The 25,247-nt window shown below is 55.6% G+C and carries 24 protein-coding genes, 2 tRNA genes and 2 pseudogenes; 9 read left to right on the top strand and 19 right to left on the bottom strand.

The annotated features are described in order from the left end of the window. Positions 1-131 precede the first annotated feature (131 nt). Genes FFI95_RS07160 through FFI95_RS07150 form a run of 3 tightly spaced genes read left to right on the top strand, consistent with a single transcriptional unit; the run spans position 132 to position 2,329 of the window. A complete protein-coding gene (locus tag FFI95_RS07160; RefSeq protein ID WP_144821746.1) occupies positions 132-887 on the top strand; it encodes an amino acid ABC transporter substrate-binding protein in 756 nt (251 codons plus the stop codon). A 24-nt stretch (positions 888-911) separates the two neighbouring features. Beyond that, positions 912-1,586, top strand: coding sequence for an amino acid ABC transporter permease (locus FFI95_RS07155; protein WP_144821745.1), 675 nt, complete (start codon positions 912-914; stop codon positions 1,584-1,586). After that, positions 1,583-2,329: an amino acid ABC transporter ATP-binding protein gene (locus FFI95_RS07150; RefSeq protein ID WP_144821744.1), complete on the top strand. Its 747-nt coding sequence runs from the start codon at positions 1,583-1,585 to the stop codon at positions 2,327-2,329. Before FFI95_RS07155 ends, FFI95_RS07150 begins: the two co-directional genes overlap by 4 nt. Here the strand turns inward: FFI95_RS07150 and FFI95_RS07145 are convergent, their stop codons facing one another. Further along, on the bottom strand, positions 2,330-3,007 hold the full coding sequence (locus FFI95_RS07145) for a TVP38/TMEM64 family protein (protein ID WP_144821743.1): 678 nt from the start codon (positions 3,005-3,007) through the stop codon (positions 2,330-2,332). An 83-nt stretch (positions 3,008-3,090) separates the two neighbouring features. Continuing rightward, complete coding sequence (locus FFI95_RS07140; RefSeq protein ID WP_144821742.1) at positions 3,091-3,603, bottom strand: hypothetical protein; 513 nt, start codon at positions 3,601-3,603, stop codon at positions 3,091-3,093. A gap of 181 nt (positions 3,604-3,784) precedes the next feature. On the opposite strand from FFI95_RS07140, the gene FFI95_RS07135 reads away from it, so the two are divergent. Continuing rightward, positions 3,785-4,129 carry a DUF1206 domain-containing protein gene (locus FFI95_RS07135; protein WP_144821741.1) on the top strand — a complete coding sequence of 115 codons (345 nt, stop codon included), beginning with the start codon at positions 3,785-3,787 and terminating at the stop codon, positions 4,127-4,129. A 12-nt stretch (positions 4,130-4,141) separates the two neighbouring features. Here FFI95_RS07135 and FFI95_RS07130 read toward each other — a convergent pair whose 3' ends face one another. Beyond that, positions 4,142-5,872, bottom strand: a complete 1,731-nt coding sequence (locus FFI95_RS07130) for a protein adenylyltransferase SelO (RefSeq protein ID WP_144821740.1) — start codon at positions 5,870-5,872, stop codon at positions 4,142-4,144. Positions 5,873-6,086: 214 nt separating this feature from the next. Between FFI95_RS07130 and FFI95_RS07125 the strand changes: the two genes are divergently transcribed. Then, positions 6,087-7,400: a peptidoglycan DD-metalloendopeptidase family protein gene (locus tag FFI95_RS07125; RefSeq protein ID WP_144821739.1), complete on the top strand. Its 1,314-nt coding sequence runs from the start codon at positions 6,087-6,089 to the stop codon at positions 7,398-7,400. Here the strand turns inward: FFI95_RS07125 and FFI95_RS07120 are convergent. The 8 genes from FFI95_RS07120 to FFI95_RS07085 are packed head-to-tail and all read right to left on the bottom strand — an operon-like array spanning position 7,397 to position 15,315. Then, positions 7,397-8,815: an NADH-quinone oxidoreductase subunit N gene (locus FFI95_RS07120; RefSeq protein WP_144821738.1), complete on the bottom strand. Its 1,419-nt coding sequence runs from the start codon at positions 8,813-8,815 to the stop codon at positions 7,397-7,399. The two genes, FFI95_RS07125 and FFI95_RS07120, sit on opposite strands and share 4 nt — an antisense overlap. After that, the gene (locus tag FFI95_RS07115; RefSeq protein ID WP_218975809.1) at positions 8,815-9,921 is read right to left on the bottom strand and encodes a proton-conducting transporter transmembrane domain-containing protein; all 1,107 of its coding nucleotides are present in this window, start codon (positions 9,919-9,921) and stop codon (positions 8,815-8,817) included. The genes FFI95_RS07120 and FFI95_RS07115 overlap by 1 nt, the downstream gene beginning before the upstream one ends. Then, entirely contained in the window at positions 9,918-11,867 is a 1,950-nt protein-coding gene (locus tag FFI95_RS07110) for an NADH-quinone oxidoreductase subunit 5 family protein (protein ID WP_144821737.1), read from the bottom strand. Before FFI95_RS07110 ends, FFI95_RS07115 begins: the two co-directional genes overlap by 4 nt. Then, on the bottom strand, positions 11,867-12,172 hold the full coding sequence (nuoK, locus tag FFI95_RS07105; protein WP_144821736.1) for an NADH-quinone oxidoreductase subunit NuoK: 306 nt from the start codon (positions 12,170-12,172) through the stop codon (positions 11,867-11,869). The genes FFI95_RS07110 and nuoK overlap by 1 nt, the downstream gene beginning before the upstream one ends. A 35-nt stretch (positions 12,173-12,207) precedes the next feature. Beyond that, positions 12,208-12,822, bottom strand: a complete 615-nt coding sequence (locus FFI95_RS07100; protein WP_144821735.1) for an NADH-quinone oxidoreductase subunit J family protein — start codon at positions 12,820-12,822, stop codon at positions 12,208-12,210. Then, positions 12,819-13,745 carry a complex I subunit 1 family protein gene (locus tag FFI95_RS07095; RefSeq protein WP_144821734.1) on the bottom strand — a complete coding sequence of 309 codons (927 nt, stop codon included), beginning with the start codon at positions 13,743-13,745 and terminating at the stop codon, positions 12,819-12,821. Before FFI95_RS07095 ends, FFI95_RS07100 begins: the two co-directional genes overlap by 4 nt. Continuing rightward, complete coding sequence (locus tag FFI95_RS07090; RefSeq protein WP_144821733.1) at positions 13,742-15,028, bottom strand: hypothetical protein; 1,287 nt, start codon at positions 15,026-15,028, stop codon at positions 13,742-13,744. Before FFI95_RS07090 ends, FFI95_RS07095 begins: the two co-directional genes overlap by 4 nt. Further along, positions 15,019-15,315, bottom strand: coding sequence for an NADH-quinone oxidoreductase subunit A (locus tag FFI95_RS07085; protein WP_246069447.1), 297 nt, complete (start codon positions 15,313-15,315; stop codon positions 15,019-15,021). Before FFI95_RS07085 ends, FFI95_RS07090 begins: the two co-directional genes overlap by 10 nt. Before the next feature lie 177 nt (positions 15,316-15,492). On the opposite strand from FFI95_RS07085, the gene FFI95_RS07080 reads away from it, so the two are divergent. After that, on the top strand, positions 15,493-16,038 hold the full coding sequence (locus FFI95_RS07080) for a DUF488 domain-containing protein (protein ID WP_144821731.1): 546 nt from the start codon (positions 15,493-15,495) through the stop codon (positions 16,036-16,038). Positions 16,039-16,100: 62 nt separating this feature from the next. Here the strand turns inward: FFI95_RS07080 and FFI95_RS07075 are convergent, their stop codons facing one another. The 3 genes and pseudogenes from FFI95_RS07075 to FFI95_RS15585 all read right to left on the bottom strand — a co-directional run. Beyond that, positions 16,101-16,637 (bottom strand): PRC-barrel domain-containing protein, encoded by a 537-nt coding sequence (locus FFI95_RS07075; RefSeq protein WP_144821730.1) that lies wholly within the window; start codon positions 16,635-16,637, stop codon positions 16,101-16,103. A gap of 234 nt (positions 16,638-16,871) precedes the next feature. Next, positions 16,872-17,051, bottom strand: a pseudogene (locus FFI95_RS15460) (GMC oxidoreductase); the annotation flags it as partial. A 94-nt stretch (positions 17,052-17,145) separates the two neighbouring features. Beyond that, positions 17,146-17,257, bottom strand: a pseudogene (locus tag FFI95_RS15585) (lycopene cyclase family protein); the annotation flags it as partial. A 116-nt stretch (positions 17,258-17,373) separates the two neighbouring features. Here FFI95_RS15585 and FFI95_RS07060 point away from each other — a divergent pair. Further along, entirely contained in the window at positions 17,374-17,586 is a 213-nt protein-coding gene (locus FFI95_RS07060) for a hypervirulence associated TUDOR domain-containing protein (RefSeq protein ID WP_144821727.1), read from the top strand. On the opposite strand, the gene FFI95_RS07055 is transcribed toward FFI95_RS07060, so the two are convergent. Beyond that, positions 17,579-19,087 carry a flavin-containing monooxygenase gene (locus FFI95_RS07055; RefSeq protein ID WP_144821726.1) on the bottom strand — a complete coding sequence of 503 codons (1,509 nt, stop codon included), beginning with the start codon at positions 19,085-19,087 and terminating at the stop codon, positions 17,579-17,581. The genes FFI95_RS07060 and FFI95_RS07055 overlap by 8 nt on opposite strands. A gap of 213 nt (positions 19,088-19,300) precedes the next feature. Here FFI95_RS07055 and FFI95_RS07050 point away from each other — a divergent pair, with 213 nt between their 5' ends. Then, positions 19,301-20,062, top strand: a complete 762-nt coding sequence (locus FFI95_RS07050; protein WP_144821725.1) for an SDR family oxidoreductase — start codon at positions 19,301-19,303, stop codon at positions 20,060-20,062. A gap of 78 nt (positions 20,063-20,140) precedes the next feature. Further along, positions 20,141-21,130: an NAD(P)/FAD-dependent oxidoreductase gene (locus tag FFI95_RS07045; protein WP_144821724.1), complete on the top strand. Its 990-nt coding sequence runs from the start codon at positions 20,141-20,143 to the stop codon at positions 21,128-21,130. A gap of 18 nt (positions 21,131-21,148) precedes the next feature. Here FFI95_RS07045 and FFI95_RS07040 read toward each other — a convergent pair. From FFI95_RS07040 to FFI95_RS07025, 4 genes are all read right to left on the bottom strand, one after another. Further along, positions 21,149-21,222: transfer RNA gene (locus tag FFI95_RS07040), tRNA-Cys, on the bottom strand. A gap of 61 nt (positions 21,223-21,283) precedes the next feature. Further along, a tRNA-Gly gene (locus FFI95_RS07035) sits at positions 21,284-21,359 on the bottom strand. Positions 21,360-21,470: 111 nt separating this feature from the next. Then, positions 21,471-24,116 carry an AAA family ATPase gene (locus FFI95_RS07030; RefSeq protein ID WP_144821723.1) on the bottom strand — a complete coding sequence of 882 codons (2,646 nt, stop codon included), beginning with the start codon at positions 24,114-24,116 and terminating at the stop codon, positions 21,471-21,473. Beyond that, positions 24,113-25,246, bottom strand: a complete 1,134-nt coding sequence (locus tag FFI95_RS07025; RefSeq protein ID WP_144821722.1) for a metallophosphoesterase family protein — start codon at positions 25,244-25,246, stop codon at positions 24,113-24,115. Before FFI95_RS07025 ends, FFI95_RS07030 begins: the two co-directional genes overlap by 4 nt. Between the last annotated feature and the right edge of the window lies 1 nt (position 25,247).

The raw sequence follows: 25,247 nt of genomic DNA, 5'->3' as shown, positions 1-25,247 counted from the left end.
TGTTTTTTTGAGAGTGAGAGTAATTCCTGCAGAATACCGGAACTTATCCGGATTCTGAAACTGAGCCCGTCATTGCCCAATTGTCACGTCCGGCTATGCTTCAGGTACGGGCTCGCTAAAACGGAGGCTTTATGAAAACGCTATTGATCAATACAGTGCTTGCTATTTCTCTACTTGCAGGCGCGCCTGCACTTGCACAGGAGAAACCATTAAAAGTCGGGATGTCCGGCCAGTATTTTCCGTTTACCTTTGTGGAACAGGATGAGATCAAAGGTTTTGAAGTGGATATCATGGACGCTCTGGGCAAGGAGATGGGGCGCGATATTCAATACGAAACCGCGAATTTTTCCGGTCTTTTCGGCATGCTGCAATCCGGTCGTATCGACACAGTAGCCAACCAGATCACCATCACCGACGAGCGGCAAAAAGCGTATATCTTCAGCGAACCCTACGTTTACGATGGTGCGCAGGTTGTCACAAAAAAAGGCAACACTGAGGTTGAGAGCGTGGAAGATCTGAAGGGAAAAACCGTCGCGGTGAACCTGGGGTCCAACTTTGAAGCACTGCTGAAAGAGCTTCCTTATGCGGATCAGATTAACATCAAAACCTATGAAAGCAATCTGGAGCGGGACACAGCGCTAGGGCGCGTGGATGCGTTCGTAATGGACAGGGTCAGTGCCAGCCAGATCATTAAAGAGAAGCCTCTGCCCCTCGAGCTGGCAGGCCCCACCTTCTCACAGATCACCAACGCCAACCCCTTCCATGACACAGAAGAAGGACGGGCCCTGCGGGATGAGGTGAACCAAGCTCTGGCAACTCTGCGGGAAGATGGCACACTGGCATCCATTTCAGAAAAATGGTTCGGTACCGATATCACCCAACCCTGACAGGCGCGCTGAGGGCTGACTAATATGGACGTGTTGAACGTCGAATACATGCTTGGCCTGGTACCTGTTCTGCTCAGGTACCTGCCTCTTACCCTTCAGCTGGCGGGCATCGGAATGGTGCTTGCGTTGATTCTTGCCTGCCTGTTTGCGGTTGTGCGAGTGCTGCGCATTCCGGTGCTCAATCAGCTGACCATTGTGTTTATTTCCTTCTTCAGGGGCACGCCGTTACTCGTACAGTTGTTTCTGTTCTATTACGGCTTGCCGCAACTGTTCAGTGCCTTAACGGTGATTGATGGCATCACAGCGACAATCATGGGCCTGACCATGCACTTTTCCGCGTACATGGCGGAGTCTATCCGTGCCGCGATCGTTGGGGTTGATCGTAGCCAGACGGAAGCTGCCTTGTCGATCGGTATGACCAATGGCCAGTTGATGCGGCGAGTGGTCCTGCCCCAGGCAACACGGGTAGCCCTGCCGACTCTGATGAACTACTTCATCGATATGATCAAAGCCACGTCCCTTGCCTTTACTCTTGGAGTCACCGAACTGATGGGCGCCACCCAGAAAGAAGCAGCCGGCAGCTTTCTGTACTTCGAAGCGTTTATTGTTGCCGCCATCATGTACTGGATTGTGGTTGAACTGCTGTCCAAGCTTCAGAACTATCTGGAGACCCGTCTGAACAAGGCTTATAACCGATGATCAAACTGTCGTCACTGAGTAAACATTTTGGCGAGACCGTAGTTCTTGACGAAATAGACCTTGCTATTGAAGAAGGTGAGATTGTGGTGATCATCGGTCCTTCGGGAACCGGCAAATCCACCCTGTTACGCTGTATCAATTTCCTGGAACAACCAACGGCAGGCACCATGACCGTGGGCGACCTCACAGTGGATGTAAACCGTGCCAGCCGGGCGGATATTCTCTCGATGCGCCGGCGTACCGCCTTCGTCTTCCAGAACTACGCGTTGTTTGCCAACAAAACTGCACTGCAGAACATTGCTGAGCGCTTATTGGTGGTGGATAAATGGCCCAAAGAAAAGGCTTACCAGAGGGCTCGCGAGATTCTGGATCAAATTGGTCTGGCTGATAAAGCAGATGCGTACCCCGCTTCCATGTCGGGTGGCCAGCAGCAGCGGGTGGGTATTGGCCGGGCCATGGCTGCCGGCGCTGACGTCATCCTGTTTGACGAGCCTACATCCTCACTGGACCCCGAGTGGGTGGAAGAGGTGCTGGGGCTGATGAAGCAGCTGGCGTCGGAGCGACAGACCATGATGGTGGTTACCCATGAAATGTCTTTTGCACGGGACGTAGCAGACCGGGTGATCTTTATCGACGGTGGTCATATAGTAGAACAAGGGCCGCCCGGCGATATCTTTCACAACCCGAAAGATCCCCGGACAAAAGCCTTTCTGAAGAAGATTCTGGCCACCAGCCCGGTGTAGCTACTGCAGAAAACGAGTCAGCCAGGAATTGGGCCGCCGGCTCAGGTACAGCGGCAACGTGCTCATTACCACAAGAATTATGCCAGCCGCTGTTACCGTTAACAGCGGGCTCAGCTCAAAGCTTTGGCCCAGTCCTGCAAATACGAAGGTCATAGGAAGCATGCCGACGGTGGTTGCAAGTGCATAGCGCCAGAGCGTAATCGCTGTCACCCCGGCGGCGTAACTGACCAGGGCAAATGAAAACACTGGAATCAGGCGCGTAAGCGTTACCGCTATAAATAAAAACCGCTGGGACCCGGAGGTCGAGAACACCGGGTGGTCGCCCAGCCTGCGTTGGACCGCCTCACGACCCAGAACCCGCGCAAGATAAAAAGCGATAATAGCCCCCACCAGGGCGCCTGCCACTGCGATTACAGTTCCGGTAGAGACACCGTAGACCAGCCCGGCGGCCGCACTGATGGGCAGTGTCGGAATGGGCCCGACAACCACAGCAAGAATCATCAGCAGCATCAGAAGTGCCGGCCCGTATATACCCTGCCCATGAAACCATTCGGCCAGGACTGCCGGCGCAATACTGGCAGGCATTCCCAGTTGCCGAAGGACCAGCCAGATACCTGCCATTACAAAAGCAACAGCGATCAGAACAGTAACGCGAAAAGTCCATTGTGAGCGGTTCATCCGCGCATTCTACCGGGCACACCAGGAGCAGCAACTATTTGGGTGGACCAGGAAGACGGCCTTGTTGTCTTTTACGCATCCGCCTAAAAGGACTGTATATCGGAGCCCATCGCCTCTTTCGCTTCCTTCTGCTGTTCAAGGCTCGCGCAATGTGCAACCACCGTCCAGCGGCCCGCTTTGTTAGCCATACGTGTCTTTTCTATGACGGGATCATGGTCAGGACGTATGGATATCGCCCCCGCAAGCAGAAGCGCCACTATGGGGCATAAAAAACCCAGAGCAATGAAGGTCATCACCGGACTTGACTGGGTTAGTGTTGGGCCGACCGCCACCAGCAAGGCCGCAAGCACGAGACCAAAAACAAGTCCCGCCACCCCGAGTACCACATGGGTTTTCGCAAGGGACCTCGCGACACCCTGAACTTCAGGCTCTACTTTTATGGCCATGTCTGGATCATCAGGCCGTACAATTTCCGTTTGAGAAGCGGGTATGCCGGCCCGCACCAGAACGTCCACTGCATTGTTGGCCGCAGATTCACTGTCAAACTCTGCACTGATTTTATGGGAGTAATTTTCGCCTAGCACTGAATCAGACATTGTGTCACCTCTCATAACCGTGAAACTTTCACTGTTTCACCTTGTGTCCGCTGTGCCGTGTATTTTTTCCATCTTCAGGCCTGAATTTATACGTTTCAAGTTAGTAGGCAGCAGAGGTTTATGCAATCTATAATTCAATGGCGTTGCTGATTCCCTGTGTTGACCCTACCAAGGCCCGTACATGATAAAACATGCTAATGAACATAAGCTGAAATGGTTCGCGCGACTGGGGTACGGAGCTCGGGGACTCATTTATACTGTCATCGGCGGGCTGGCGGTTATGTCAGCAATTGGCGTCGGCGGTGGTACAGTGGACAGCAAGGGCGCGATTCAGAAGGTAATGCAGCAACCTCTGGGCCAGACACTGTTGGTTATCCTTTTAATTGGCCTGCTGGGCAATGTGAGCTGGCGCGCAGCCCCTATGGCAACTGGCTTCTTGGCATTGTGGCTTTGGGGCTGTTTGCTTTCGGGGTATACAGCTTTCTGGAAGCAGCCTGGCGACGGATTGATGCCTGAAGCCTCCTAACCGGCTCTGACATTACGAAGAACAACTGTAATGGGATGCACCCCCAACGCCAAACAACTCCAACGGCTTCAACCGATAATATTTTTCTTCAATCTGCTGTGACTGCTCTGCGTAAGGCTGTGTCATGACACTTTGCAGTTCTCGCAACAACTCATAGTCTCCGGCCTCCGCCTGTTCGTAGGCGGGCACCACCAGCCAGTCCCGCAGACTGTATTTCGGATTCACTCGCTTCATAGAGTTGGAGATCTCTTCGCCGGAACGCGCCGCAGAGCTGTCAACGCCCACCAGAGTTCGCCACTGGTTAAGCCAGGCAGACCAGCGTTTATCAAAGCTTTCCGGGTCTTCTGCGTAAGCCGGGCTTTTGTAAAAGCTCTTTTTCAGCGGGCCTATAGTGTCCGGCAGCGCGGAGAGCTCGCGGAAAAACAGCGTGTAGTCCACGGCTGTTTGCATCATCAATCCTGCCAGATCACGAAACAAATCTGAGTGAAACGTATCCAGTCCGAGCTTTTCAGCCCACATTTTCTCCATTTCAGCCTGCATCACTCCGGCAAAGCCTTGTTCAACTTCATCAAGCTGCTGCAGGCAGTCGGGGTGCCCTGCCAACAACGGCCGCAGCGCCACACAGAACATGTGGAAGTTGGCCTCGGCGGCCACGGGCTGGTTCAGAAACGCATAGTGATCTCCCCCACCCGTCCATGGCTGAAAGCGCGGATTGAACAGATCACAGAAGCCGAACGGGCCATAGTCCAGCGTATAGCCACCGGCAGCACAGTTGTCACTGTTAAAGTTGCCCTGGCAGTAGCCGACACGAATCCAGTTCGCCACGAGAGAGGTCAACCTGCCCCGAAACGCCTGAGCCAGCGCCACGACTTTGTCCTGCAGCGCCAGTTCGGGTTTAATCTCCGTGTCGTACTCGCGATCAATCAGATGCAGCACAATCTGTTCAAGCTCTGCCATCGCTTGCGGGTGTTCATTCTTGCGTGCACGACGCCCGAACAGCTCAAGCTGGCCCACTCTGATAAACGAGGGCGCCACCCGGGTCGTAATCGCCACCGGCTCCTGGACCAATGTATCCGGATCTCTCGAACGCGAGCCCTCGGAGTACCAGGGCCGCCGGACTTTCTCGGTTTTCGACACGTACAGGCTTAAAGACCGGGAGGTAGGCACACCCAGTGCGTGCATGTGTTCCTGTGCCAGAAACTCCCGCACGCTGGATCGTAAAACCGCGCGCCCGTCGGCCCCACGGCAGTAAGGCGTGGGGCCGCCACCTTTTAACTGCATTTCCCAGCGCTGACCGTTGATGACGGCTTCCAGCACCGACATAGCACGGCCATCGCCGTACCCGTTGCCGGTCTGAAACGGGCACTGCTGTACGAACTCGGTGCCCATAATGGACAGCGCGTAGCCGCAGGCCCAACCTACCTGACGCATGGGCTCAGGGAGGCGCGACAGGTCACCGGAGAAGAGGCGCATAAAGTCATCAGACTGTGCCAGATCATCGGCAAACCCCAGGTCGCGGAACAGGTTGAAGCTGTGCGCTATATACTCGGGACTTTCAATCGGCGTCGGGGCTACAGGCACATAGTGCCCGCTGAAGACTTGTCGTGGCGCGTGGTCGCGGCCATCAACGGTTCCATCCGGATCGCAGTTCAGGGAATCCATCAGTGAATAGTCAGCCAGTTCGGCCAGCTCGTTAAGGGTTTCAACCTTTGCGGTGACAGTGTGTGGCTGGTTTTTCATCATGGCGCTTCTCTCAGGGCCGGGTTCACAAAGCGTGAACGTGATATGTGTCAGTGTGTCGGGCAGCACCTATTACTATCATAAATGACAGAAAAGGGTTGAGTAAGGAGGAATTCCGGAATAACCTTCTATTTTGTAGGAGTAACTGAATCCGCGTAGTATAACCCTACTATCCCGTACCCATGTGGTTGCAAGCCCGCGAAGAGACACTTTACCAATGATTCGTTCAGGAACGCATACGTCGATCCATGCAGCTTTACTAGCTGGTGCAATTTCCCTGATTTTAGCCGCCGGCGTCTGGTCTGCTAAGAGTGAGTCATCGACCAACATCAAGAACATCAAGCCTCTGATCAAACAGCAGCAAGGCCCCGCGGCGACAGATCCAGCATTACAACCAGACTCGGTGAAGCCGGCTCAGGCAACGCCTGTTGTGCACCATACCGTGCAGGCGGGGGATTCACTCAGCAGTATTTTTAGCCAAGCCGGAGCATCGCAGGCGGACCTGAACCGGATCATGAAGGCCGATGTGGAATATCTGGCACTGGAAACATTGCAGCCGGGAACGGAACTGAAGCTTACCTTCAATGAGCAGGGTCAGTTCCGACAACTGGCACTGGATCTCGACCCTGCCCGTTCGATTACCTACACCAGGGTGGGTGAGGATACATTTGAGTACCAGAAAACGGTACAGGACACGCACTGGGTGTCAGAAGTCCTGAAGGGTTCCATTCATGGCAGCTTTTATCAATCAGCCATGAATGCCGGGTTGTCCAGGGCACAGATTGCATCGATCCAGCAGCTCCTCGAGCATCAGCTTAATTTCCGTCGGGAATTAAGAGCTGGCGACACCTTTTCCGTGATCATCGGCCATGAAAGAACAGCCTCGGACAGTACCGGAAACACTCGTATTGAAGCTGTCTCGCTTGAGCGACACAACCGGACTCACACGGCGTTCCTGTTCGAAGACGGCAATTATTATGATCAGAATGGCAAAAGTGTATTGCCTGCATTCCGGCGCCTGCCTACGGCCAACTCCTTCCGGGTGAGCTCACACTTCAACCCGAACCGGCTTCACCCTGTTACTGGCCGCACCTCGCCCCACAACGGTGTCGATCTGGCCACACCTGTGGGTACGCCCGTGATGAGCACCGGGGACGGGGTTATTGAACGCGTGGGCAATCACCCCTACGCAGGTAAATACGTTGATATTAACCATGGCAACACCTACAAAACCCGCTACCTGCACCTGAATAAAATCTTTGTGCGCAAGGGGCAGCAGGTCCGCCGTGGTGAAAAAATTGCCCATTCCGGCCAGACTGGCCGCATCACCGGCCCTCACCTGCACTTCGAACTGCATGCGAACCGCCGACCGGTAAATCCGTTGAAAGCGGATATTCCAACCGCCGCCGATGTACCTGAAACGGCTCTCAAGCGATTCGAACAAGTTGCCCAGTACAAGCTGGCGGTGATGAGCGATGCCGCCAGCCGTTCTAATCTGATGCTGGCGGGCGTCGATACCAAATTCGATTAAGGCACTGGGTGGTAAGGAGCCAGTAACACCCGGGCAAGCTCAATCAACCCATTGGCCCCAAGCCCCAGAGCCAGAACCAACAGCCCGGTGACAATCATGGTGGTGCCAGCCGCCCAGCCCATATCTGCCGAGTGCTGGTGCTCGCGGGGCAGCACCAGCACGGCAATCACCCGCAGATAGTAAAATAGTGACACCACCGTGTTGATCACCGCAACAACGGCAAGCCAGGCATAACCGCCTTCAATCACGACGCTGAATAACAGGAACTTGCCAAAGAAGCCCACCAGCGGTGGCAGCCCCAGGAAGGACAGCAACACCAGTATGATCACCGCCGCTGTCCATGGGCGCTGACGGGCCAGCCCGCGGTAGTCGGATAAGTCGGTGCGCCCTCGCAAATACACCACCGCTGAAAATGCCGCCAGATTGGCCACGGCGTAGCTGGCGAGAAATACCAGCAACGCCGCCAGAGCCTGATCCACCACGCCGATAACCACAATGGCCATGAGCGCGTACCCCGACTGGGACACAGCCGACCACCCCAACAGCCGGCGCAGATTGGTTTGCCACAGCGCCGCCAGGTTACCCCAGATCATGGTGACTGTAGCCATGAGGGCTATGGCCCACGGCCAGGCTATGTTTTCGGGCAATAACAGAGTAAACCGCGCTAGTGCAACGGCGGCCCCAACCTTGGTAATGATGGTAACCAGAGCCGCGACCGGGGCCGGGGCAGCCTGGGCCACATCCGGTACCCACATGTGCACGGGCGTAGCCCCCAGTTTGAACGCCAGGCCAACCAGTATGAATACAAACGCAACGGTCACTACCCATGGGTCAGGGTTGGCCGCTAACCCGGCACTCAGTTCGCGATAACCTGTGGCCCCGGTCAGACCGAACAGCAGCACGACCCCGACCACCAATAAGGCATTGGCCAATGCGCCGATCAGGAAATATTTCATCGCCGCTTCCTGCGCCGGACTCCATTGGCGGTGATAGCCTACCAGCGCATAACTCGTCACCGACGACAGCAAGACCCCGATAATCAGCTCCATGGTGTCGGCCGCAGCGGCCATCATCACAGCGCCCAGAGCTACGAATAGCAGAAGGCCATAATACTCACCGTGGCGGCGATCGGTGGCCATCCATTGCGGGGAAAGCGCTGAGGCGGCAATGGCACTGCCAAAAATCACCAGTTTGGCAAACCCGGCCCCGCCGTCCAGCGCCCAGATGCCTGAAAATGTCAGCTGAGCTGGGTCATTCCAGCGCAGGCAAACCACGACGGAGCTGGCGAGTAACACTGCGATTGCTGCGACAGCACACAGCCAGTGCAGCCGGTGCGGTAAAAATGACGCACTGACGACAATGGCCGCCGCACCTATCAATACCATCAGCTCCGGTAGCAGGTCGGAAACGGGCATTACTGGCCTCCTACCAGCCAGACGATGGAGGTTTCGACCAGATCAATCAGAACGGCAGGATAAACGCCAATCAGCACCACCAGCCCCAACAGAACCCCCAGTACGGAAACCTCTATGGCATTCAGGTCCGGCATGGACTTCCAGCGGTCAGGGAGTTCTCCGAAGAACAACGATTGCAATATGCGTAAGAACAATGCAGCGGAAATCAGAAGCCCCAACAAGGCAACGCCAGCGAGCCATAAATAACGGAAATCAGCGCCAGAATACCGAGAGGCAAGGCCCACCGGGTGAAGGTGTCGGCCATCATGCTGTACGGGATCCGGATCAGGCCATAGGTCCCCATTTTCAACAACACGCCGGCCAGAATGGCGGAAGCTGGCGCCGGCGCGTCTACGTGGGCAGCGGGCAGCGGGCAGCCAGGTATGAAAACGCGCCAGTGGTGTTTTTATCAAGAATCCCAGAAGGAAAGCCGCCATCACCACACTGGCGATGACGCCGGCACCGGCCAGCGGCTGTTGGGCAATCAGTTCGCGCATATCGAAGGTGAGCGGATCGGCTGCAAGGTACAGACCTAAAATCGCCAGCAACAAAAAGAGCGACCCGAACAGCGTATAGATAAAGAACTTGAGCGCAGCCCTTTCCGGTTTCCCGTGGCCCCAGCCGGCAATGAGGAAATACATACCCACCAGGGTAAGGTCGAAAAACACGTAGAACAGCAACAGATCCAGCGTCAGAAACACCCCTAATGAGGCCGCCTCCAGAAACAACAGCCAGGCATAATACTGGCGTGCGGAACCACGGGTATCCACCGGATAAGCTATAGCTGCCGTGAACAGCAACGCCGACATGGCGGCGACAGCCAAGGCAATACCGTCCACCCCGAGGCGAAAGCCCATACCCAGGGTGGGCACCCACTCCACCTCCTCCACAAGCTGGAACATGGCGCCGTTATTATCAAAGCGCCACCAGGCTAATGCCATCAGAGCCAATGGAATGATACTGACTGCAACAGCCCAACGCCGGGCTGCAGATTGCGACCAGCCGGTCCAGAGTGCCAGCGCCAGTGCGCCCAGTAAGGGAATGGCCAGTGCGGCAGTGAGTATCACAATAACCCTCCTTTAATAATAGCGAATAGCAGTGTGAGCACAAAAACGCCCACGCCGGCGGCCATCAGACTGTAATAGTGGTGCAACATGCCCGATTGCAGCCGTCGTATCTGGTGTCCGGCCAGGCCGGACAAACGGGATGGCGCTTCGGGCAGTTGGTCAGATAACCATTCCAGACAGCGGCTGCTGGTCGCGGCGAGGGCCAGGCCAAACCTGGCACCTCCCCTGGGCAACAGATCAGACAGTGACTCCCCTGAGCGCACACCAACACTGGCCAGCCAAAGAGCAAAACGGGCGCCAGCGCGAACAACGGCATCCACGGCTTTATCATCAAGGGTCGCCAAACGCCGTGATAACGCGTCCACCGGCATAACAACAAAACGCTGAGCAAGTTGCGGCAGAAACAGCCAGCGAGCCAAAAAGTCGCGCCCGGCGCTGAGCCTGCGCCCGCCCTGCCCCAGCTCAGTCGTCACCATGCGATAACCTGCGAACAGGCCTAGCAATACCAAAACCATTGAGACGACAAACTCCCACAGCCTGATCCCCGGAAACGAAGATGCCAGCCAGGCACCCAGCTCGCGATTGACCGTCGGCAACCATAGAACACTGCCTGATAACACCAGGACGGCGAGCACATATAGCGGCCCGTGCTGTTGCCAAGCAGGACCGGATGTAGATGAGTTACCCGGTTGCTTTTCTTTATGGCGGAGGAACAGACTCCACTGAAAACGCGCTGCATAAACTGCACTCAGCCCGCCCGCGAGCATCACCACGATTGCCAGCCATGGCGCTACGACTCCTGCGGCAGACACCACGCCCTCTTTTGTCCAGGCAGCACCCAGTGGAAACAAACCGGCCAGCGCCAGGGCCGCGATAGCGCTGGTGTATATCAGGCTGTCAGGCAAACGAACACGGGCGATATTCGCAAGGTTATAACTACCGGCCTGATGACCCGCAATGCCCGCCACCATGAACAGCGGCGCTTTCATGAGTGCGTGCAAGGCAAAATGCAGCAACGCAACCACGGGATAACCTGCACCTATAGCCACAAACATCAAACCATAATGGGCTGAAGTAGAGCCCGCCAACAGGCGTTTTGCGTGGGGTGATGCCGCCGCCACCAGCCCCCCGGCCAACGCCGTAGCCAGCCCGACGGTCATCAGCACAGGCCCGAACCAGCTGACATCCGCCAGCATTGGCTGCAACTGCATCAGCAGCACCACACCCGCGGCGACCATGGTTGCGGCGTGCAGCAGCGCCGATACCGAAGCGGGGCCAGACATGGCAGCGAACAGCCAGGGCGAAAACGGCAGTTGAGCCGACTTGCTGAATGCGGCGACCGTAACGCCTGCGGCGAACAGACTGGCCGCCACAGGGCTCATCTGATCAAGGCCGGCATAGGCCAGGTTTCCGGCTTGTTGAAAGGCTACAAAGGCAGCCAGGTATAAACCAAGATCCCCTGCACGGGTCACCAGAAACGCCTGGGACGCGTTGCGGCCGCGCTCCGGATCCTGAAACCGGTGGCCAATTAATAACCATGAGAAAGCACCGGCAATTTCCCAGGCAATCAGCAGGCTGAGCAAATCCCGCGCGAGAATAATCAGCTGCATTACGCCGACAAAACCCACCAGCAAGGCGATTAAACGTCCCAGCCTCTCAGGCTCTTCATGGGCAGCGGCGAAGAACACAATAGGCGCAGCCACCACAGGTACCACCAAGGCGGCTAAAAACGTCAGCGGCGTAAAACCTATGCCAAGTTGCAGATGGCGATTCCAGTTGAGCACGCCGCTCCAGCCCGAAGCTTCTGCAAACCACACAATTGCCAGCTCTAAAAACACCACGGCCGCAGCGGACCAGGCAATGGCTAACCGGGATGGGCTTGTTGCCCAGAAACGGTACAGCAACAGCGCGGCGATAATGGGAAAAAGCGGGGCCAGCCAAAGCATCAGTGTTTCAGCCCGTCCAGCGCTTCCGTGGTATCTGCCTGTTTGGCGCGGAACACGGCCACCACCAGCGCAAAGCCCATGGCCATCTCGATGGCCATCACTGCCATCGCAACAATCGTCAGCAGCTGGCCTTCAGGGGCACCGGCAGCGCTCAGAGCCCAGAAACTGACCGCCGCGAGCATGGCACCATTCACTATTAACTCCAGGCCCATCATCAACATTACGAACGACTGCTGTGACAGTGTGCCGTAAATACCAATGCCGATCAGAGCGGCCGCCACAATCAGAAGTGTTGTCAGCGTCATACGTCTCTCCTTATGACAGAACCATTCACACTCATTTAATGGTGGTGGTGATGATGGTGGTGATGCCCACCCTCTTCTGTTTCTTCCGGTTTATCTGCAGGGTCACCCCCCGGCTCCAGACCCGGTGGCTGCGAGCCATGATTGGCGTCGCCATAGCGACCGCGATGACTGGTCAGCATAACCACAGCAATCATCGTCGCCAGCAGGGTAACGCCGGCGGACTCGAACACCAGCATGGACTTCCCCAATAACTCATGGCCAAGAGAGACCACTGGTTGTAACCCTTCCGGTACCGGTCGTGAGGGAAACTCCCCGAAAACCGCCACGGCACTCAGCGCTGCAAACACCACCACGCCCACGCCAATGGCTACCTTCTCCTGGTGCACCATTTTCATCGGGTTCAGCCCTGCGGGGTTCATCATGAACATCACCATAAACAGCGCCATCACCATCATCTCAACCGCCATCATGAAAAACAGTGCCACCCCCAGATACACCGCGGCCAAAAGCAGCATGATCACGCCCACCGCCAGAAAGGAAATAAGCAGAAAAAACGAGGCCCGCACCATGGAATCGGTGACGAACACGCGCCAACCCGCAAAGATGGCAACCGCGGCATTAATGAAAAAGGTAATATCAACAGCGCTCATAACAAGGCCTCCACACCCGCCCAGGCAAGATCCAGAAACGCCAGCGGCAGCAAAATCACCCAGGCGATGGTCAGGAACCGTTCCGGCGATACCCGAGGAACGTAATGCCCCAAAGCAACCAGCATCCACACCACCGCCAGGGTTTTAACCATCAGCCACACCGGGCCGGGCAGCCAGGGGCCGTGCCAGCCACCCAGAAAAGCCGACGCGGCGATGGCCGAGAACGCGAATAACATCGCCGCGCGGCCCAGGCCCCATAACAGCTGAACCCGCCCCGCCTCTTCCGAGGCTGCACCGCCGTGCAGGTCCTCGGCGTCAACAAAATTCAGCGGGCCCCAGAAACTCACGCCCAGTCCCACAATTAAAAACAGCGGCAGGCCCAGCGGCTGGCGAACCACATTCCACAGTTCCGATTGCGCTTCAACAACGGCACTCACCTGCAACGATTCGGCAGGCAGCGCAACACCAATCAGCACGAACATGCTGACCAGAATGTATGATAAACCCAGAGACACATAGCGGTAGCCGCCCAGCAGAGGGAAATGAGCGTTGGACGCCCATCCTTTGAGAAAAATCAGCACCGTTGCCAAAGGTTCTATGGCACCCCAGAACACAATGCCGGTGGTCAGGTCGACCGGCACAAAGTCACGGCTCCAGGGCACCAGCGCCAGGCCCATGGCCGCCAGCACCAGATACAGTACCGGCGCCAGTCGCCAGGCGGACCGGTCCGGGGTTTCAGTTTCATTATGGGGGGCGTGCCACAGGCGCGCAGCGGTGTGCAAGGGAGCCAGCAACAAGGGGCTGCGTGGCTCACCCGTAATGCGCGCAGCTACCGCACGATCAACCGCTGTCACACAGTAGACACCGACCAGCAGCGCCAGCAAAACGGTTCCGACAGAAGCCAGTAACAGCGTTATCGTCATAGAGCGCCGCCTCCTTGTACTTGCATGACATCCGCATAACGCACAGCCGGGACATCAAGGCTGGCAAGTACAGACATGGCCTCACTCCACTCCAGACCGATCAGCATCGAAGGCAGAAGGTCGCTGATATCCGCCGGTGGTGTAGATGTTGTCAGCTCTCCCACCGGCGACTCCACTGCTCCATAGGGCGAGCTCATGGCTTGAGTTTCAGCCGCCGCTGCAGCTAATGCCAACGCCTGGCCGGCTTCGTCCCGCCACTGTTTCCAGCGCGCTGCACAGTTGCCCTGTTGCTGAACCACTGGCTCAAAACCAAGTGCTGCATACGCGGGATCATTCAGCCGTGCATCCCGAGGGTCTCCGGTGGCACGCGCGGCCGGCCCACGCAAACGGACCTGGCTTTCATGGTGAACTACACCTTTGTCGGCCCCCGCCACCCAACGTAATGACTCCAGAATATGGGCGTTAGCTACCTCAGTAAGGGTCTGACCGCACGTCAGTCCAGCCACCTTGTGCCGAAGGCGCCGGGCATGGGCGCCCAAGCCATTTACCTGGAGAGCACCAGCCAATCGGCGCAAATGAAAAGCCGCCCGGGCAAGTTCCAGTTCTTCAATGGCGACCGGTTGCTCAAGGGCTTGAAAAAATACAGACGGCAGTGTCAGTTCGTAGGGCTGTGAGGCTATCTCCCAGCCTGCGATAACATCCCCATGCAGCCTAACCTTAGCCACCATGCCCGGGGGTAACAGTGACGAAAATGGCCCGAATGAGAACGCCAGCGGATCAAGTTGCAGGCCATCGCGAAGGTCATCTTCTGGCATGGCCATGGGCCGGCCATAAGGTTTACCGCCCATCATGCCCTCGCCGCCATGGCCGTCGCCTACGCCTTTCCACGGCGCTGGCGGCTCATCGGGACACAGGTTCGGATCAGAACGCCGTTGGCCAGCATCCAGTGCGTGAACGGCTTGCTGAACTTGTGTCCCTAACTGATCGGCAGACGCCACTACAACCGCGGTATCTGATAATTCCTTCGGCAGGGCCATCGTACTGCACCAGCCGGTGACCCTCGGGGCAGGTACCTGGTCGTGGACGCGACGGAACGCCGGCTGATCTTGGTGGTCGATACAACCTAACACAGCCAGAGCGCGCGCCTGCTTAGGTGATTGCACGATCGTTACTGCTGGCGACAAGTGCAAAGCCTCAAGCGCGGCTTCACCGTTTTTGCCTACCAACGGAAAAACCGGAACGGGGGCCTGATTCCCGAGCTTGCGAAACCAGGTTACTGCCACTTGAACGCCCCTTCACGCCAGCCATAAAGAATGCCAATCGAAAGAATGCCCAGAAACATGCCCATCTCAGCCAGTGCGATGATGCCTTCAGAAACATAGACCACCGCCCACGGGTACATGAACATCATCTCCATCTCAAAGGCGATGAGCAGTAGCGTCATAGGGTAGTAACGAACGTGGAACCGCGACCAGGCATGGGCTTCTGGCTGGCCGCCACCAAGAAAAGGGGCTCGTTGAGGCCAGGGAATGATTTTGTTCGGCCGCCCCGGAATGTATTGAAACCACACTCCAAATCCGGCAGTAATAAGAGCGATGAGCGCCAATACTGTGAGCTGTTGTAACTCCATGGCGTGGCGATGGGTCTCCTGAGAGCTTCAGTATGTTCCCTTAAAGTAGTTCAAAGAAGGCCACAACGAAAATGACTGCTTTTTAATATGAGCCCCCAACTAAAAAGGGTTTCAAACATGACGCACACGTTCTATACCGTAGGACACTCGACGCGCACACTCGATGAGTTCTTCACGCTCTTACAGGCCGGGAATATCGATCACATTGTTGATGTTCGGGCTATGCCGCGCTCGCGCAGTAATCCGCAATTCAATTACGATACGCTACCCGGAAAGCTGGAAGCGGTTGGTGTCGGCTACACCCACTGCGCAGCGCTCGCCGGACTGCGTAAGCGGTCTAAAGATGTAGGTGATGAAGTGAACGGGAACTGGAGAAACCGAAGTTTTCACAACTATGCGGATTATGCATTGTCGACTCCATTTCAGGATGGGCTCAATTCGCTCGTTCAGCTCAGCCACCAGCATACCTGCGCCATTATGTGTGCAGAGGCAGTATGGTGGCGTTGTCATCGACGAATAATCGCCGACCATTTACTTCACCATGGCCACACAGTCTGTCACCTAATGAATAAAGACCAAGTCGTACCTGCGAAGATGACTGACGGAGCCGCCACTCGTGAAGATGGTGCGCTGATCTACCCCAGCGCCCGCTCTCTGAAATGAAATGCCTCTGGCGGTGAACGAAGGAAGCGCCCTGCGAGAGGGCACTTCCTGGCGGGCGTGAGTTACTTAGTCGCCTCCTTGGCTTTGTCGCCCATTTTTTCCGCACCCTGCTTGACGTTATACCAAGCTGAAGAAGTGGCTTCTTTTGTGTTCTCCCAGGCACTCTCACTGATGTCCTTGGTGTTTTCCCAAGCCTGTTGCAAGCTTTTGCTTGTTTTATTCCACCAATCCTCGCTGTACTCGGGTAATGCCTTCAATTCATCCTGAGTCATTTCCATGTGCACTTCGTACTCAACATTGTCGAAGCGGGAGTTATCAGACGCTGTCTTAACGGTAAAAGTGCCGCGCTCCGCAACAACTTCACTGCCTCCCAGACCAAGCACCTCCCCGGTCTCGATAACCAGCGAATGCACCGACATATCGTTGCTCATCAGAATGTCTTCAACTTCACCGACCTCTTCACCATTACTATCGAAAACATTCGCATCCGCCAGATCGTCCAGGGAATACAGCCCTTCTGCCGCAAATGCTGAAAGGCTCATTGCCATTCCGCCTGCCAGCAATGAGGCCCCCATTGTGCGAGTAATAAGGTTACGCATTGTCGTACTCCTGTAGATCGTTACTTTTTGCGACCGCCCAAAGTAAAAATGCAACTGGGCGCTCTTGTGGGTAAACACGATCAATGCCCGGACCTGATGATCCGGCACAAACTACGTCGCACTTTAAACTTAGCAAAGGATATGGTGCTGTCCAAATGACCTTCAATTAATGCACCTCCCGGATGCCCATGCTTTTTCAGGACTTAGTGAGCCAGGCCAATAGGTTTAACAGACTTAAGAAGGGGCGAGAATGCTGTGCGCTCCCTTTTCGGCAATCATCACCATTGGTGCATGAATGTTGCTGCCAGTGATGGTGGGCATCACAGACGAATCGATAACCCGCAACTGCTGTACACCATGTACCCGTAGCTGTGCATCCACCACTGCCATGGTGCCCTGCCCCATCGCACAAGTGCTTCCGGCTCAGTGTGATAACGCCAGTTATATCTGCGGCTGTTCATCAACATCAACATGTTGAGGGGATTGCAATTGCGTATCCAGCGGGTGCGATCGCTGGGCCCAGCCTCCAACAGGCAGACCCGGTTAGCCGGGTCGGCAGACAGCCGGTTGGCTAAAACACAGCCGGCAGAGCCGGCCCCGATGATGATGTAGTCGTACATTGCAGTTCCTGTTTTTGTTGGCTATTTTGGTAGCGATGCGTTACTGAACGACGATGACACAGTGCCCAAGCCATAAACAGCGATAACCAACCAACGACGCTACACGGGAGAGCCCTATGAGCCAAAAATTCAAAGTTGGCGATCACGTCAGCTGGAATTCAGAAGCAGGCCGTGTCAGCGGCAAAATCACGAAAGTTCATACTCAGGATTTCGATTACAAAGGCCATACACGGCGTGCGTCATCGGATGAGCCGCAATATGAAATCAAGAGCGACAAAACGGACCATATTGCGGCGCACAAGGAGAGCGCTTTGTCACTGATTAAGTAATCAGCGTGGCTTGCTGAAGAAGATCCGATTGTTGGGATGAATCAGGCGCTGCAGCTTCAAACTGCAAAATCCCATCATCTACCGGGTCTTTAACCAGCATTTTCTTATCCTTGCCATAGTGCATGGTTATCCTCCAGGGATCAGCCTTACCCTGACGGGGCATTTTATCGATTGCCCGTGCGATGTAACCCGGTGTAAATCCATCAAGTATGCTGGCATCCGTCGCGCTGTTTTTTGTATCGACGGGCGTTGCGACCGAAACGCCGGTATTCTCCATATGGGCAAACAAGCGGCACAAATAACGCCCGCCAATATCGCACTTGAGAGTCCATGGCGCGTTGGTATACCCGAAAATCCATGCGTAATTGGGCACGTCCTGAATAAGAATACCTTTGTACGCCATTTTCCTGGGCAGGTTCACTTCTTCATTGTCGATACTGAGCGACGACCCGCCCATCAACTGAATCTCCAGCCCTGTTGCTGCAATAACAGTATCGGCTTCGAGATGCTGACCGGACTTCAACACAATACCCGTTTCATCAAAGCGTTCGATGTGGTCAGTTACAATTTCCGCTTTGCCCGAGCGCAAGCTCTCAAAAAAGTCTCCATCCGGTGCAGCGCACAGACGCTGATCCCAGGGCATGTACTTAGGTGTAAAGTGGCGTTTATCGACGGTTGGGGCATTCTTGTACATATGGGACAAAAGCAACTTTCGCATCACCTTGGGCCAGCGCTGGCACGCCAGGTAAAGCGCGCGCTGGATGAGAATATTGCGCCGGCGTGCCATTTGAAACACCCAGGATTCGGGCAATATTTTACTCAGCACCTTTGATGCTTTGTCGGTATCGGGCAGGGACATAACGTAGCTGGGTGAGCGCTGTAGCATCGTGACCTTTTCAGCTTTATCCACCATCGCCGGCACCAGGGTTATTGCTGTTGCACCACTGCCGATAACCACCACTTTTTTGCCGCCGTAGTCGAAATCTTCCGGCAGTTTCTGCGGGTGCAGGATATCTCCGGTAAACACTTCTTCCTCAGGGAAGGCTGGGCGGTAACCCTGATCAAAGTTGTAGTACCCCGCACAGTTGATCAGAAAATTGCAGTTAAACAATTGGGTTTCGCCGGATGCTTCCTGCATACAAGAGACGGTCCACTTTTGGTCCTTGCTTGACCAGTCAGAGTTGGTAAGTTTCAGGCCAAACCTGATTTTCTCATATAGCCCGAACTCTTCTGCGGTTTCGCGCACATAGTTACGGATAGCACCACCCTGGGCTAAGACTTTGTCCGAGAGCCAGGGTTTAAAATTAAACCCGAAACTCGCCATGTCCGAATCGGAACGTATGCCGGGATAACGGAAAAGGTCCCAGGTGCCACCCACATTCTCACGACGCTCCAGTATCGCCAGGGACTTTCCGGGGTATTCCCGGGCAATATGGCATGCAGTGCCAATGCCGGAAAGCCCGGCACCAATAATAATGATGTCGTAGTGTTTGATGGCCATGTGGACGTCCTTTTGTTGTTAGTGACCTACAGACATAACCGATTATCACAGAGACTTTCTTAATATGATTGACCAAAGAGGCCAATTATTTTCACCCATTTAACTGACAGCAAGCAGGACGATGCCGCAGCCTGGTGCTAACATAAACCACAGTCTATCAAAGGCGCGCTTTTCAGAACCCCGAAGAACACTCATAAAAAAAAGGAAAGCAGTATGAATATTCAGAATCGCATCGTTGTCGTCACTGGCGCGGCCGGCGGCATTGGCAAGGCCCTCGCCCTTCGTTTCGCGAAGGCTGGAGCCAAAACCGTAATCTGTGCCGACCGGAATCAGGAAGGTGCAGAAGCCACAGCAGCAGAGATTAAAGGCGTAGCCCGCAAGGTCGATGTGGCCTCAGAAGAACAGATCAAGATCCTGATCGATGAGGTCGAAGGGGAGTACGGCCCTATTGACCTGTTCTGCTCCAACGCCGGCATTATGGTACCGGGTGGCCCGGAAGCCTCCAACGATGACTGGCAGAAGATATGGGATGTGAACGTTATGTCCCACGTCTTTGCCGCTCGCCACCTGGCACCACGAATGAAAAGTCGCGGCTTCGGTTACTTTCTGAATACTGCCTCTGCTGCCGGCCTACTCTCTCAAGTAGGGTCCGCGCCCTATGCGGTGACCAAGCATGCAGCTGTAGCATTGGCTGAGTGGCTGGCGTTCACCTACGGCGACGACGGCATCAAGGTATCGGTACTCTGTCCCCAGGCAGTGCGTTCTGCCATGACCAAAGGACACGAGGACGGCGTTGCCAGTCTTGATGGCATGCTGGAGCCGGAACCAGTTGCCGACGCCTGTCTCAAAGCTATTGAGGAAGAAACCTTCCTCGTACTGCCCCACTCACAGGTGCTGAATTACTTCCGCAACAAGGCAGAGAACTATGACCGCTGGATCGGCGGCATGAAAAAACTCAACCGCGCCTACAAATAAACTCGACAGCGATAGTTTGCTTTGAGTAAGCCGGGTGTCTCCAATGAACCGCAAGTGTGATTACGGGCAACAGTTGATATGAAACCCAGCATTGCCATCATTGGTGCCGGCTTAGCCGGCTTGACCTTAGCCCGTGAGCTGAACCTTCACGCCGACATTACTGTATTTGAAAAAGCGCGCGGCATTGGGGGACGAATCTCTACCCGGCGCAATGAACCCCATCAGTGGGACCATGGCGCCCAGTTTTTTACGGCGCGAACCAAACCGTTTCAGAGGTTACTGGCGCCACTTATTAGCAGCGGGATTGTTGCAGAATGGTGGCCAACGATTATCAGCTTGGAGACAGGAGAAATGCCAGTCAAACGTCCGTGGTTTGAAGCGCATTACGTTGCCGTGCCCGGAATGAACCAATTACTCAAGGCTATGGCGACAGACCTGAACATACAGCTCAATACCCGCGTTGTGGAAGTGCAGCGACGACGAGATAAATGGCAATTACTGAACGAACACGCGGAGTTACTGGGCGAGTATGACTGGGTCGTAAGCTCAGCACCTTTACCGCAAACCCGGGCTCTACTATCGGCAGAATTACCCGACGAACAGTTTTCTCACTATCGCATGTTGCCCTGCTACGCGCTTTTACTTGCTGTTGATGATGCCGTTTTACCTGACTGGGATGCAGCTAAAGTGAACGGAACTCCTATTCGCTGGATTTCTCTTAACCACCGATTACCAGGTCGCAATCCACAAGCAGGAGCGGTTGTCGTGCATAGCACACCCGAATGGGCAACAGCTCATCTGGAAGGTGATCAGGAAGAAGTAAAGCAGCAGCTCATGACAGCGTTTTGTGAACTCAGTGATGTTACACCTCAGTCCATCACCAAGTCCCAACTGCACCGCTGGCGATACGCTTTAAGCGCTGAGGTAACTGAGCCAGAAAATGAATTCGTATTGGATCAACAACAGTGCCTTGCGGCCTGTGGCGATTGGTGCGTGGGCGGGCGTGTAGAGGCAGCCTTTACCAGTGCATTCCAGTTGGCCAAGGCCATTCGCAAGCAACTGACTTAAAGCTGAAAAGGGAAATAATGGAGGCGCGGGTCGGAATCGAACCGGCGTACGCGGAGTTGCAGTCCGCTGCATGACCACTCTGCCACCGCGCCTTTAAAGACCGAAGGAATCGGACCTTTTTGCTCTCAGGTGGATTGAGAGACTTGAAGTAATTGGAGCGGGAAACGAGATTCGAACTCGCGACCCCAACCTTGGCAAGGTTGTGCTCTACCAACTGAGCTATTCCCGCTCTTTGTTTTCGAAGCATTGCCTCGACAACGGATGCGTATTCTACGGATTCCGGGAGTTTCGTCAACACTTTTTTTAAGTTTTTGTTTTTTGTGGCATTTCTGAGCATTTTTTAAGCAGTATGACTTTCCAGCTTTAGTGCTTCCAGATCCCGGGGCTCTACGCCCAGATCGCGCCATTTTTCCGGGTGGCAGGTAAACAACAGGATCTGGTGGCGTTTTGCCGCATCAAACAGGATACGCTTCATACCATCCAGACGGTCGGCGTCACTGTGCACCAGGGTATCGTCGAGAATGATCAACGTCGGGCGCCCGGCTTCCTGTAACAGGTCGGCATAGGCCAGGCGGCTGATGAGCCCCATTTGCTCCCTGGCCCCGAAGCTCAGCTCTGCCATCTGGCCCAGCTCAGTTCCCCGGGAGAACTTGCCGGGTATCAGGTTTTCATCCACCTCAAGGCTGGCGTCCGGGAACAGTACGGTAAGGTAATGGTCCAGGTGTTTCTGCAGTGGTGCCTGCAATCGGCGCGTCAGCGCCTGGCGTTTTTCTTTCAACAGATTCAGCAGCAGGTCCAGCGCTTTTGCGCGCCGGTCGAGCTCCAGGTAGCGACGATTCGCGTGCTCCAGTTCTGTAGACTTTTCGTTGTACTGCTCTTCCAGACCTTCCGCCCCCCAGGCTTGCAGCCTGGCGCGGATTTCACTCAGTTCCAAAGCCCGCTTCTGGCGAGCATTTTCCTGGTGCTCTGCGGTGGCCCGGTAACGCTCTATATCCTGCTTCAACAGTTCCGGGCGTGCCTGGCTGATCCTGGCTTCACGCTCTTTAAGATTCGTTTCCAGCTCAGCCTGCTGTTTGCTTACGCTGGCAATTTCCCGGGCCAGTTCTTCCATTTGCTGCTGGCGTTCGGGGTTCTTCAGCTCATCCTGCATTCGCTGCCATTCGCTGTGGGCGGTATTACAGGCGTGCCTGGCCTGTAGCAATTCCGTTTCCTGTTGATGCTGTCGGGACTCGGCCTCGGCCAGCCTGGCTTCAGCCTGTTTCAGTGCGGCTTCTGCAAGGCTGAGAGATGGTATCTCTGTGTCCGAATCCATCGCGGGGAGGGCTTCCAGTTCGCTATTACGGGCCAGCAGTTCGGATTCTGCTTCAGTTTTCAGAGACTCCAACTGCCCGACTCCATTGGGAGCCAGAGACTTCAGCAATTCATCAAAGCGCTGTATTTGTGCCTCGGCATTCTGCAGGCGGGCTAATTTCTGTTCCCCGGCCTCAACAGATTCAACCGCCAGGTCTGTCAGCTGCTGGGCAACAGACTGCTCCAGCCGCTCAAGCGTACGGCGAAGACTGGCGAGGTCATCGCCGCCAGGCTGTATACCAATGCTCCCTAAACCGGGAACCGTGAGTGTGCCGGACTCCAGAAGCAGCTTTTCGCCCTGCCCCTCAATGCGGTCTCCGTCCAGAGACAGGCTTTTTCCGGACTCAAGACTCCAGCTCACCCGGGTTGCAACGGTCTGAAGACGAATGCGTGCATCATCAAGTTCACGCTGATTTTGACGAAGTTGTCTTAATGCGTTGATGTCAATCAGGTTATTGCTTTTAACCTTGCGGGCACTCTCCAGATGGGTCTGGGTCTCTACGGCCTTTTTCTGGTTTTGCGTGAGTGTCGCAAGCTCAGTTTCCAGGCGGGCGTGTTCTTTCTGTAAACGCTCGCGCTTTTCCCTCAGATGCGCCGTTTGCACGGCCTTGCTGGCACTTTCGTATTGATGACGTGCAGTCTCTACGGCTTTCAGACGTTCAGGGCTTGTGCGCTCTTTGTGTTCCAGTTCACTTCTGGCTTGCTGGTAGTTTCGATGACGCACATCCAGCTGTTCGTTCTGGCTGTGCCAGTGAGCCTGGCTTTGCTGCAGCAGAGCCAGGTTTTGCTGTAACTGTTCCAAAGAACTCCGGCCCCGGGACTGCTGCTCCTGCAGGGCCTCGACCTCCCGGTATTTTTCTTCAGCGCGCTGCATGCCGCGTCTGGCCTCTTCCCAGGGGCGGTCCAGCTCTGCCTGTTCGTGTTCCGTGGTCAGGCTACCCAGGCGATCAACCTGAGCCCTGTATTGCTCAATGCGGGTTTGCAGGTCGGCTACTTGTTGCTGAAGCTCCTCCCGTGTATTGGCAAGGGTCTGGTAATCACCTCTGGGCCTGCCGGTGGCGGTCAGCAATTCCTTGCGTTGCTGCTCCACCGCCTGGATAACTTCGTCACCTCCACTGCTGGCAACCTCACCCACCAGGTTGTTCAAAGCGGATTTCAAGTGACCGCCTGCGTGCTGGACCGCTTTTTCGATGTCCTGTCCGGAGCCTTGCTCAACCCACAGCAGGCCGGGTATTCCCCAGTGTTCTTCTTTACTGGCGCCCTTTTTAGGGAACTGGTAACCCAACAGTTCTGCCAGCTTTTCTTCGGCTTCTTCACCACTGAACGTGGTGTCGCCCACCTGTAAATCACAGCGGTGACGTTTCAGGAAACGCTTGTCCAGTTGCCAGTGCTGCTGGTTATGCACAAACACCAGTTCAACCGTAGGCGCAGCGGAGGAATCACCCCAAGGTGCCAGATCCTCAGCGGATTTCGACCGGTAGCGCTCAAAAAATGCGGCCCGAATAGCGCGTACCAGAGTACTTTTACCGGATTCGTTGGGGCCGTGAATAAGATTAATGCCCGGCTGCAGACTATCCAGTTCCAGACCCTGCCTGAACTGGCGAAACTGCTCGACTCGTAACCGTTGAAGTTTCATCGGGCGGCCTCCGGGTCTTTGGATGTGAGCAGACCCGCAAGAATAGCGAGTGCGTCCCGGGCGATCTCTGCGCCCTCACTATTGTCTGTTTCCTGCTGGCTCTGGCGCAATTCCTGGACCACTTCCCCCAGATAGCCGTCGGCCTGCAGCGCGGCTATGTCATCGTCTGTTGGTTCCAGCTGCAGCCCGCTGCGGTCGCAGGTCACACTGCGAAAGCGGGCTTCCGCAATGGATAGTGCTTCAGTCAGCTTCTGCTCGCCCGCAAGTGTCAGGGTGCCATTGAGTTTCAGGTCCAGAACCGATGCTTCAGGCAGCTGGTTTATGCGCTGTATCAGCTCATCCAGATCTGAAGCTACAGACAGAGTCTCCCGCCACTGATGCCAGCGATAGCGCGCGGTCTCGTGGGGAGTCACTCGAGGTGCTGCACCCGGCTCTTCAATATCAACAACTAATACGTAACCGGCCTCGTTATTTCGAAAACGTTCCGGTTCGGGGGTGCCGCTGTACCAGGTTCGTTCGTTGATTTCCTTGAGGCCATGCCAGTCACCCAGGGCCAGGTAATCCAGGTTTGCGGTTTCTGTCCGGTCGGGGGCGATCGGGTTGGTGGAGTCTATGTCATCCGGCAATACGCCCTGCACACTGCCGTGGGCCAAGCCTATGCGTAGCAGTCCCGGCGGGGTTGTCATCTGCTCGAAAGGTTGTGTGAGGTCACCGTAAGTATGGCGCTGGGTCAAAGGCGCCGCCAGCACGGCAAGGCCCTGTTCCGGCAGCGGGGTCGTGCCGGACTTCAGAGCGAGGTGCACATTCTCTGGCACAGCATCCAGTCGCTTTGCCCGGGTCCATACGCTTTCTGCCAGAGCTGCATCGTGGTTGCCGGGCAGCATTACCCAGGGGCCGGAAAAACCTTGTGTTGCATTGAAAACGCGCCGGATGGTGCGATCAGACACGGTTTGTGCATCGAACACATCACCGGCGACCAGCACCGCGTCACACTGGTGTTCGGTCGCCAGTGCCGCCAGCCGCTCTATGGCCTGGTAACGGGCTTCAGACAATGCCGCGCTGTCTTCTGTCTCAAATCGGCTGTATGTGCGGCCCATCTGCCAGTCTGCTGTGTGTAAAAATCTCGGCACC

Origin of the sequence: Marinobacter piscis, assembly GCF_007671655.1 — a bacterium.
Classification (GTDB): Bacteria; Pseudomonadota; Gammaproteobacteria; order Pseudomonadales; family Oleiphilaceae; genus Marinobacter; species Marinobacter piscensis.
The sequence above is the reverse complement of the archived record's forward strand: the minus strand, read 5'-3'. Positions and strand labels throughout refer to the sequence as shown.

Excerpts from the sequence above, each read along its gene's own strand:
- FFI95_RS07160 (WP_144821746.1), top strand. The coding sequence starts at position 132 with ATGAAAACGCTATTGATCAATACAGTGCTTGCTATTTCTCTACTTGCA.
- FFI95_RS07155 (WP_144821745.1), top strand. The coding sequence starts at position 912 with ATGGACGTGTTGAACGTCGAATACATGCTTGGCCTGGTACCTGTTCTG.
- FFI95_RS07150 (WP_144821744.1), top strand. The coding sequence starts at position 1,583 with ATGATCAAACTGTCGTCACTGAGTAAACATTTTGGCGAGACCGTAGTT.
- FFI95_RS07145 (WP_144821743.1), bottom strand. The coding sequence starts at position 3,007 with ATGAACCGCTCACAATGGACTTTTCGCGTTACTGTTCTGATCGCTGTT.
- FFI95_RS07140 (WP_144821742.1), bottom strand. The coding sequence starts at position 3,603 with ATGTCTGATTCAGTGCTAGGCGAAAATTACTCCCATAAAATCAGTGCA.
- FFI95_RS07135 (WP_144821741.1), top strand. The coding sequence starts at position 3,785 with ATGATAAAACATGCTAATGAACATAAGCTGAAATGGTTCGCGCGACTG.
- FFI95_RS07130 (WP_144821740.1), bottom strand. The coding sequence starts at position 5,872 with ATGATGAAAAACCAGCCACACACTGTCACCGCAAAGGTTGAAACCCTT.
- FFI95_RS07125 (WP_144821739.1), top strand. The coding sequence starts at position 6,087 with ATGATTCGTTCAGGAACGCATACGTCGATCCATGCAGCTTTACTAGCT.
- FFI95_RS07120 (WP_144821738.1), bottom strand. The coding sequence starts at position 8,815 with ATGCCCGTTTCCGACCTGCTACCGGAGCTGATGGTATTGATAGGTGCG.
- FFI95_RS07110 (WP_144821737.1), bottom strand. The coding sequence starts at position 11,867 with ATGCTTTGGCTGGCCCCGCTTTTTCCCATTATCGCCGCGCTGTTGCTG.
- nuoK (WP_144821736.1), bottom strand. The coding sequence starts at position 12,172 with ATGACGCTGACAACACTTCTGATTGTGGCGGCCGCTCTGATCGGCATT.
- FFI95_RS07100 (WP_144821735.1), bottom strand. The coding sequence starts at position 12,822 with ATGAGCGCTGTTGATATTACCTTTTTCATTAATGCCGCGGTTGCCATC.
- FFI95_RS07095 (WP_144821734.1), bottom strand. The coding sequence starts at position 13,745 with ATGACGATAACGCTGTTACTGGCTTCTGTCGGAACCGTTTTGCTGGCG.
- FFI95_RS07080 (WP_144821731.1), top strand. The coding sequence starts at position 15,493 with ATGACGCACACGTTCTATACCGTAGGACACTCGACGCGCACACTCGAT.
- FFI95_RS07075 (WP_144821730.1), bottom strand. The coding sequence starts at position 16,637 with ATGCGTAACCTTATTACTCGCACAATGGGGGCCTCATTGCTGGCAGGC.
- FFI95_RS07060 (WP_144821727.1), top strand. The coding sequence starts at position 17,374 with ATGAGCCAAAAATTCAAAGTTGGCGATCACGTCAGCTGGAATTCAGAA.
- FFI95_RS07055 (WP_144821726.1), bottom strand. The coding sequence starts at position 19,087 with ATGGCCATCAAACACTACGACATCATTATTATTGGTGCCGGGCTTTCC.
- FFI95_RS07050 (WP_144821725.1), top strand. The coding sequence starts at position 19,301 with ATGAATATTCAGAATCGCATCGTTGTCGTCACTGGCGCGGCCGGCGGC.
- FFI95_RS07045 (WP_144821724.1), top strand. The coding sequence starts at position 20,141 with ATGAAACCCAGCATTGCCATCATTGGTGCCGGCTTAGCCGGCTTGACC.
- FFI95_RS07030 (WP_144821723.1), bottom strand. The coding sequence starts at position 24,116 with ATGAAACTTCAACGGTTACGAGTCGAGCAGTTTCGCCAGTTCAGGCAG.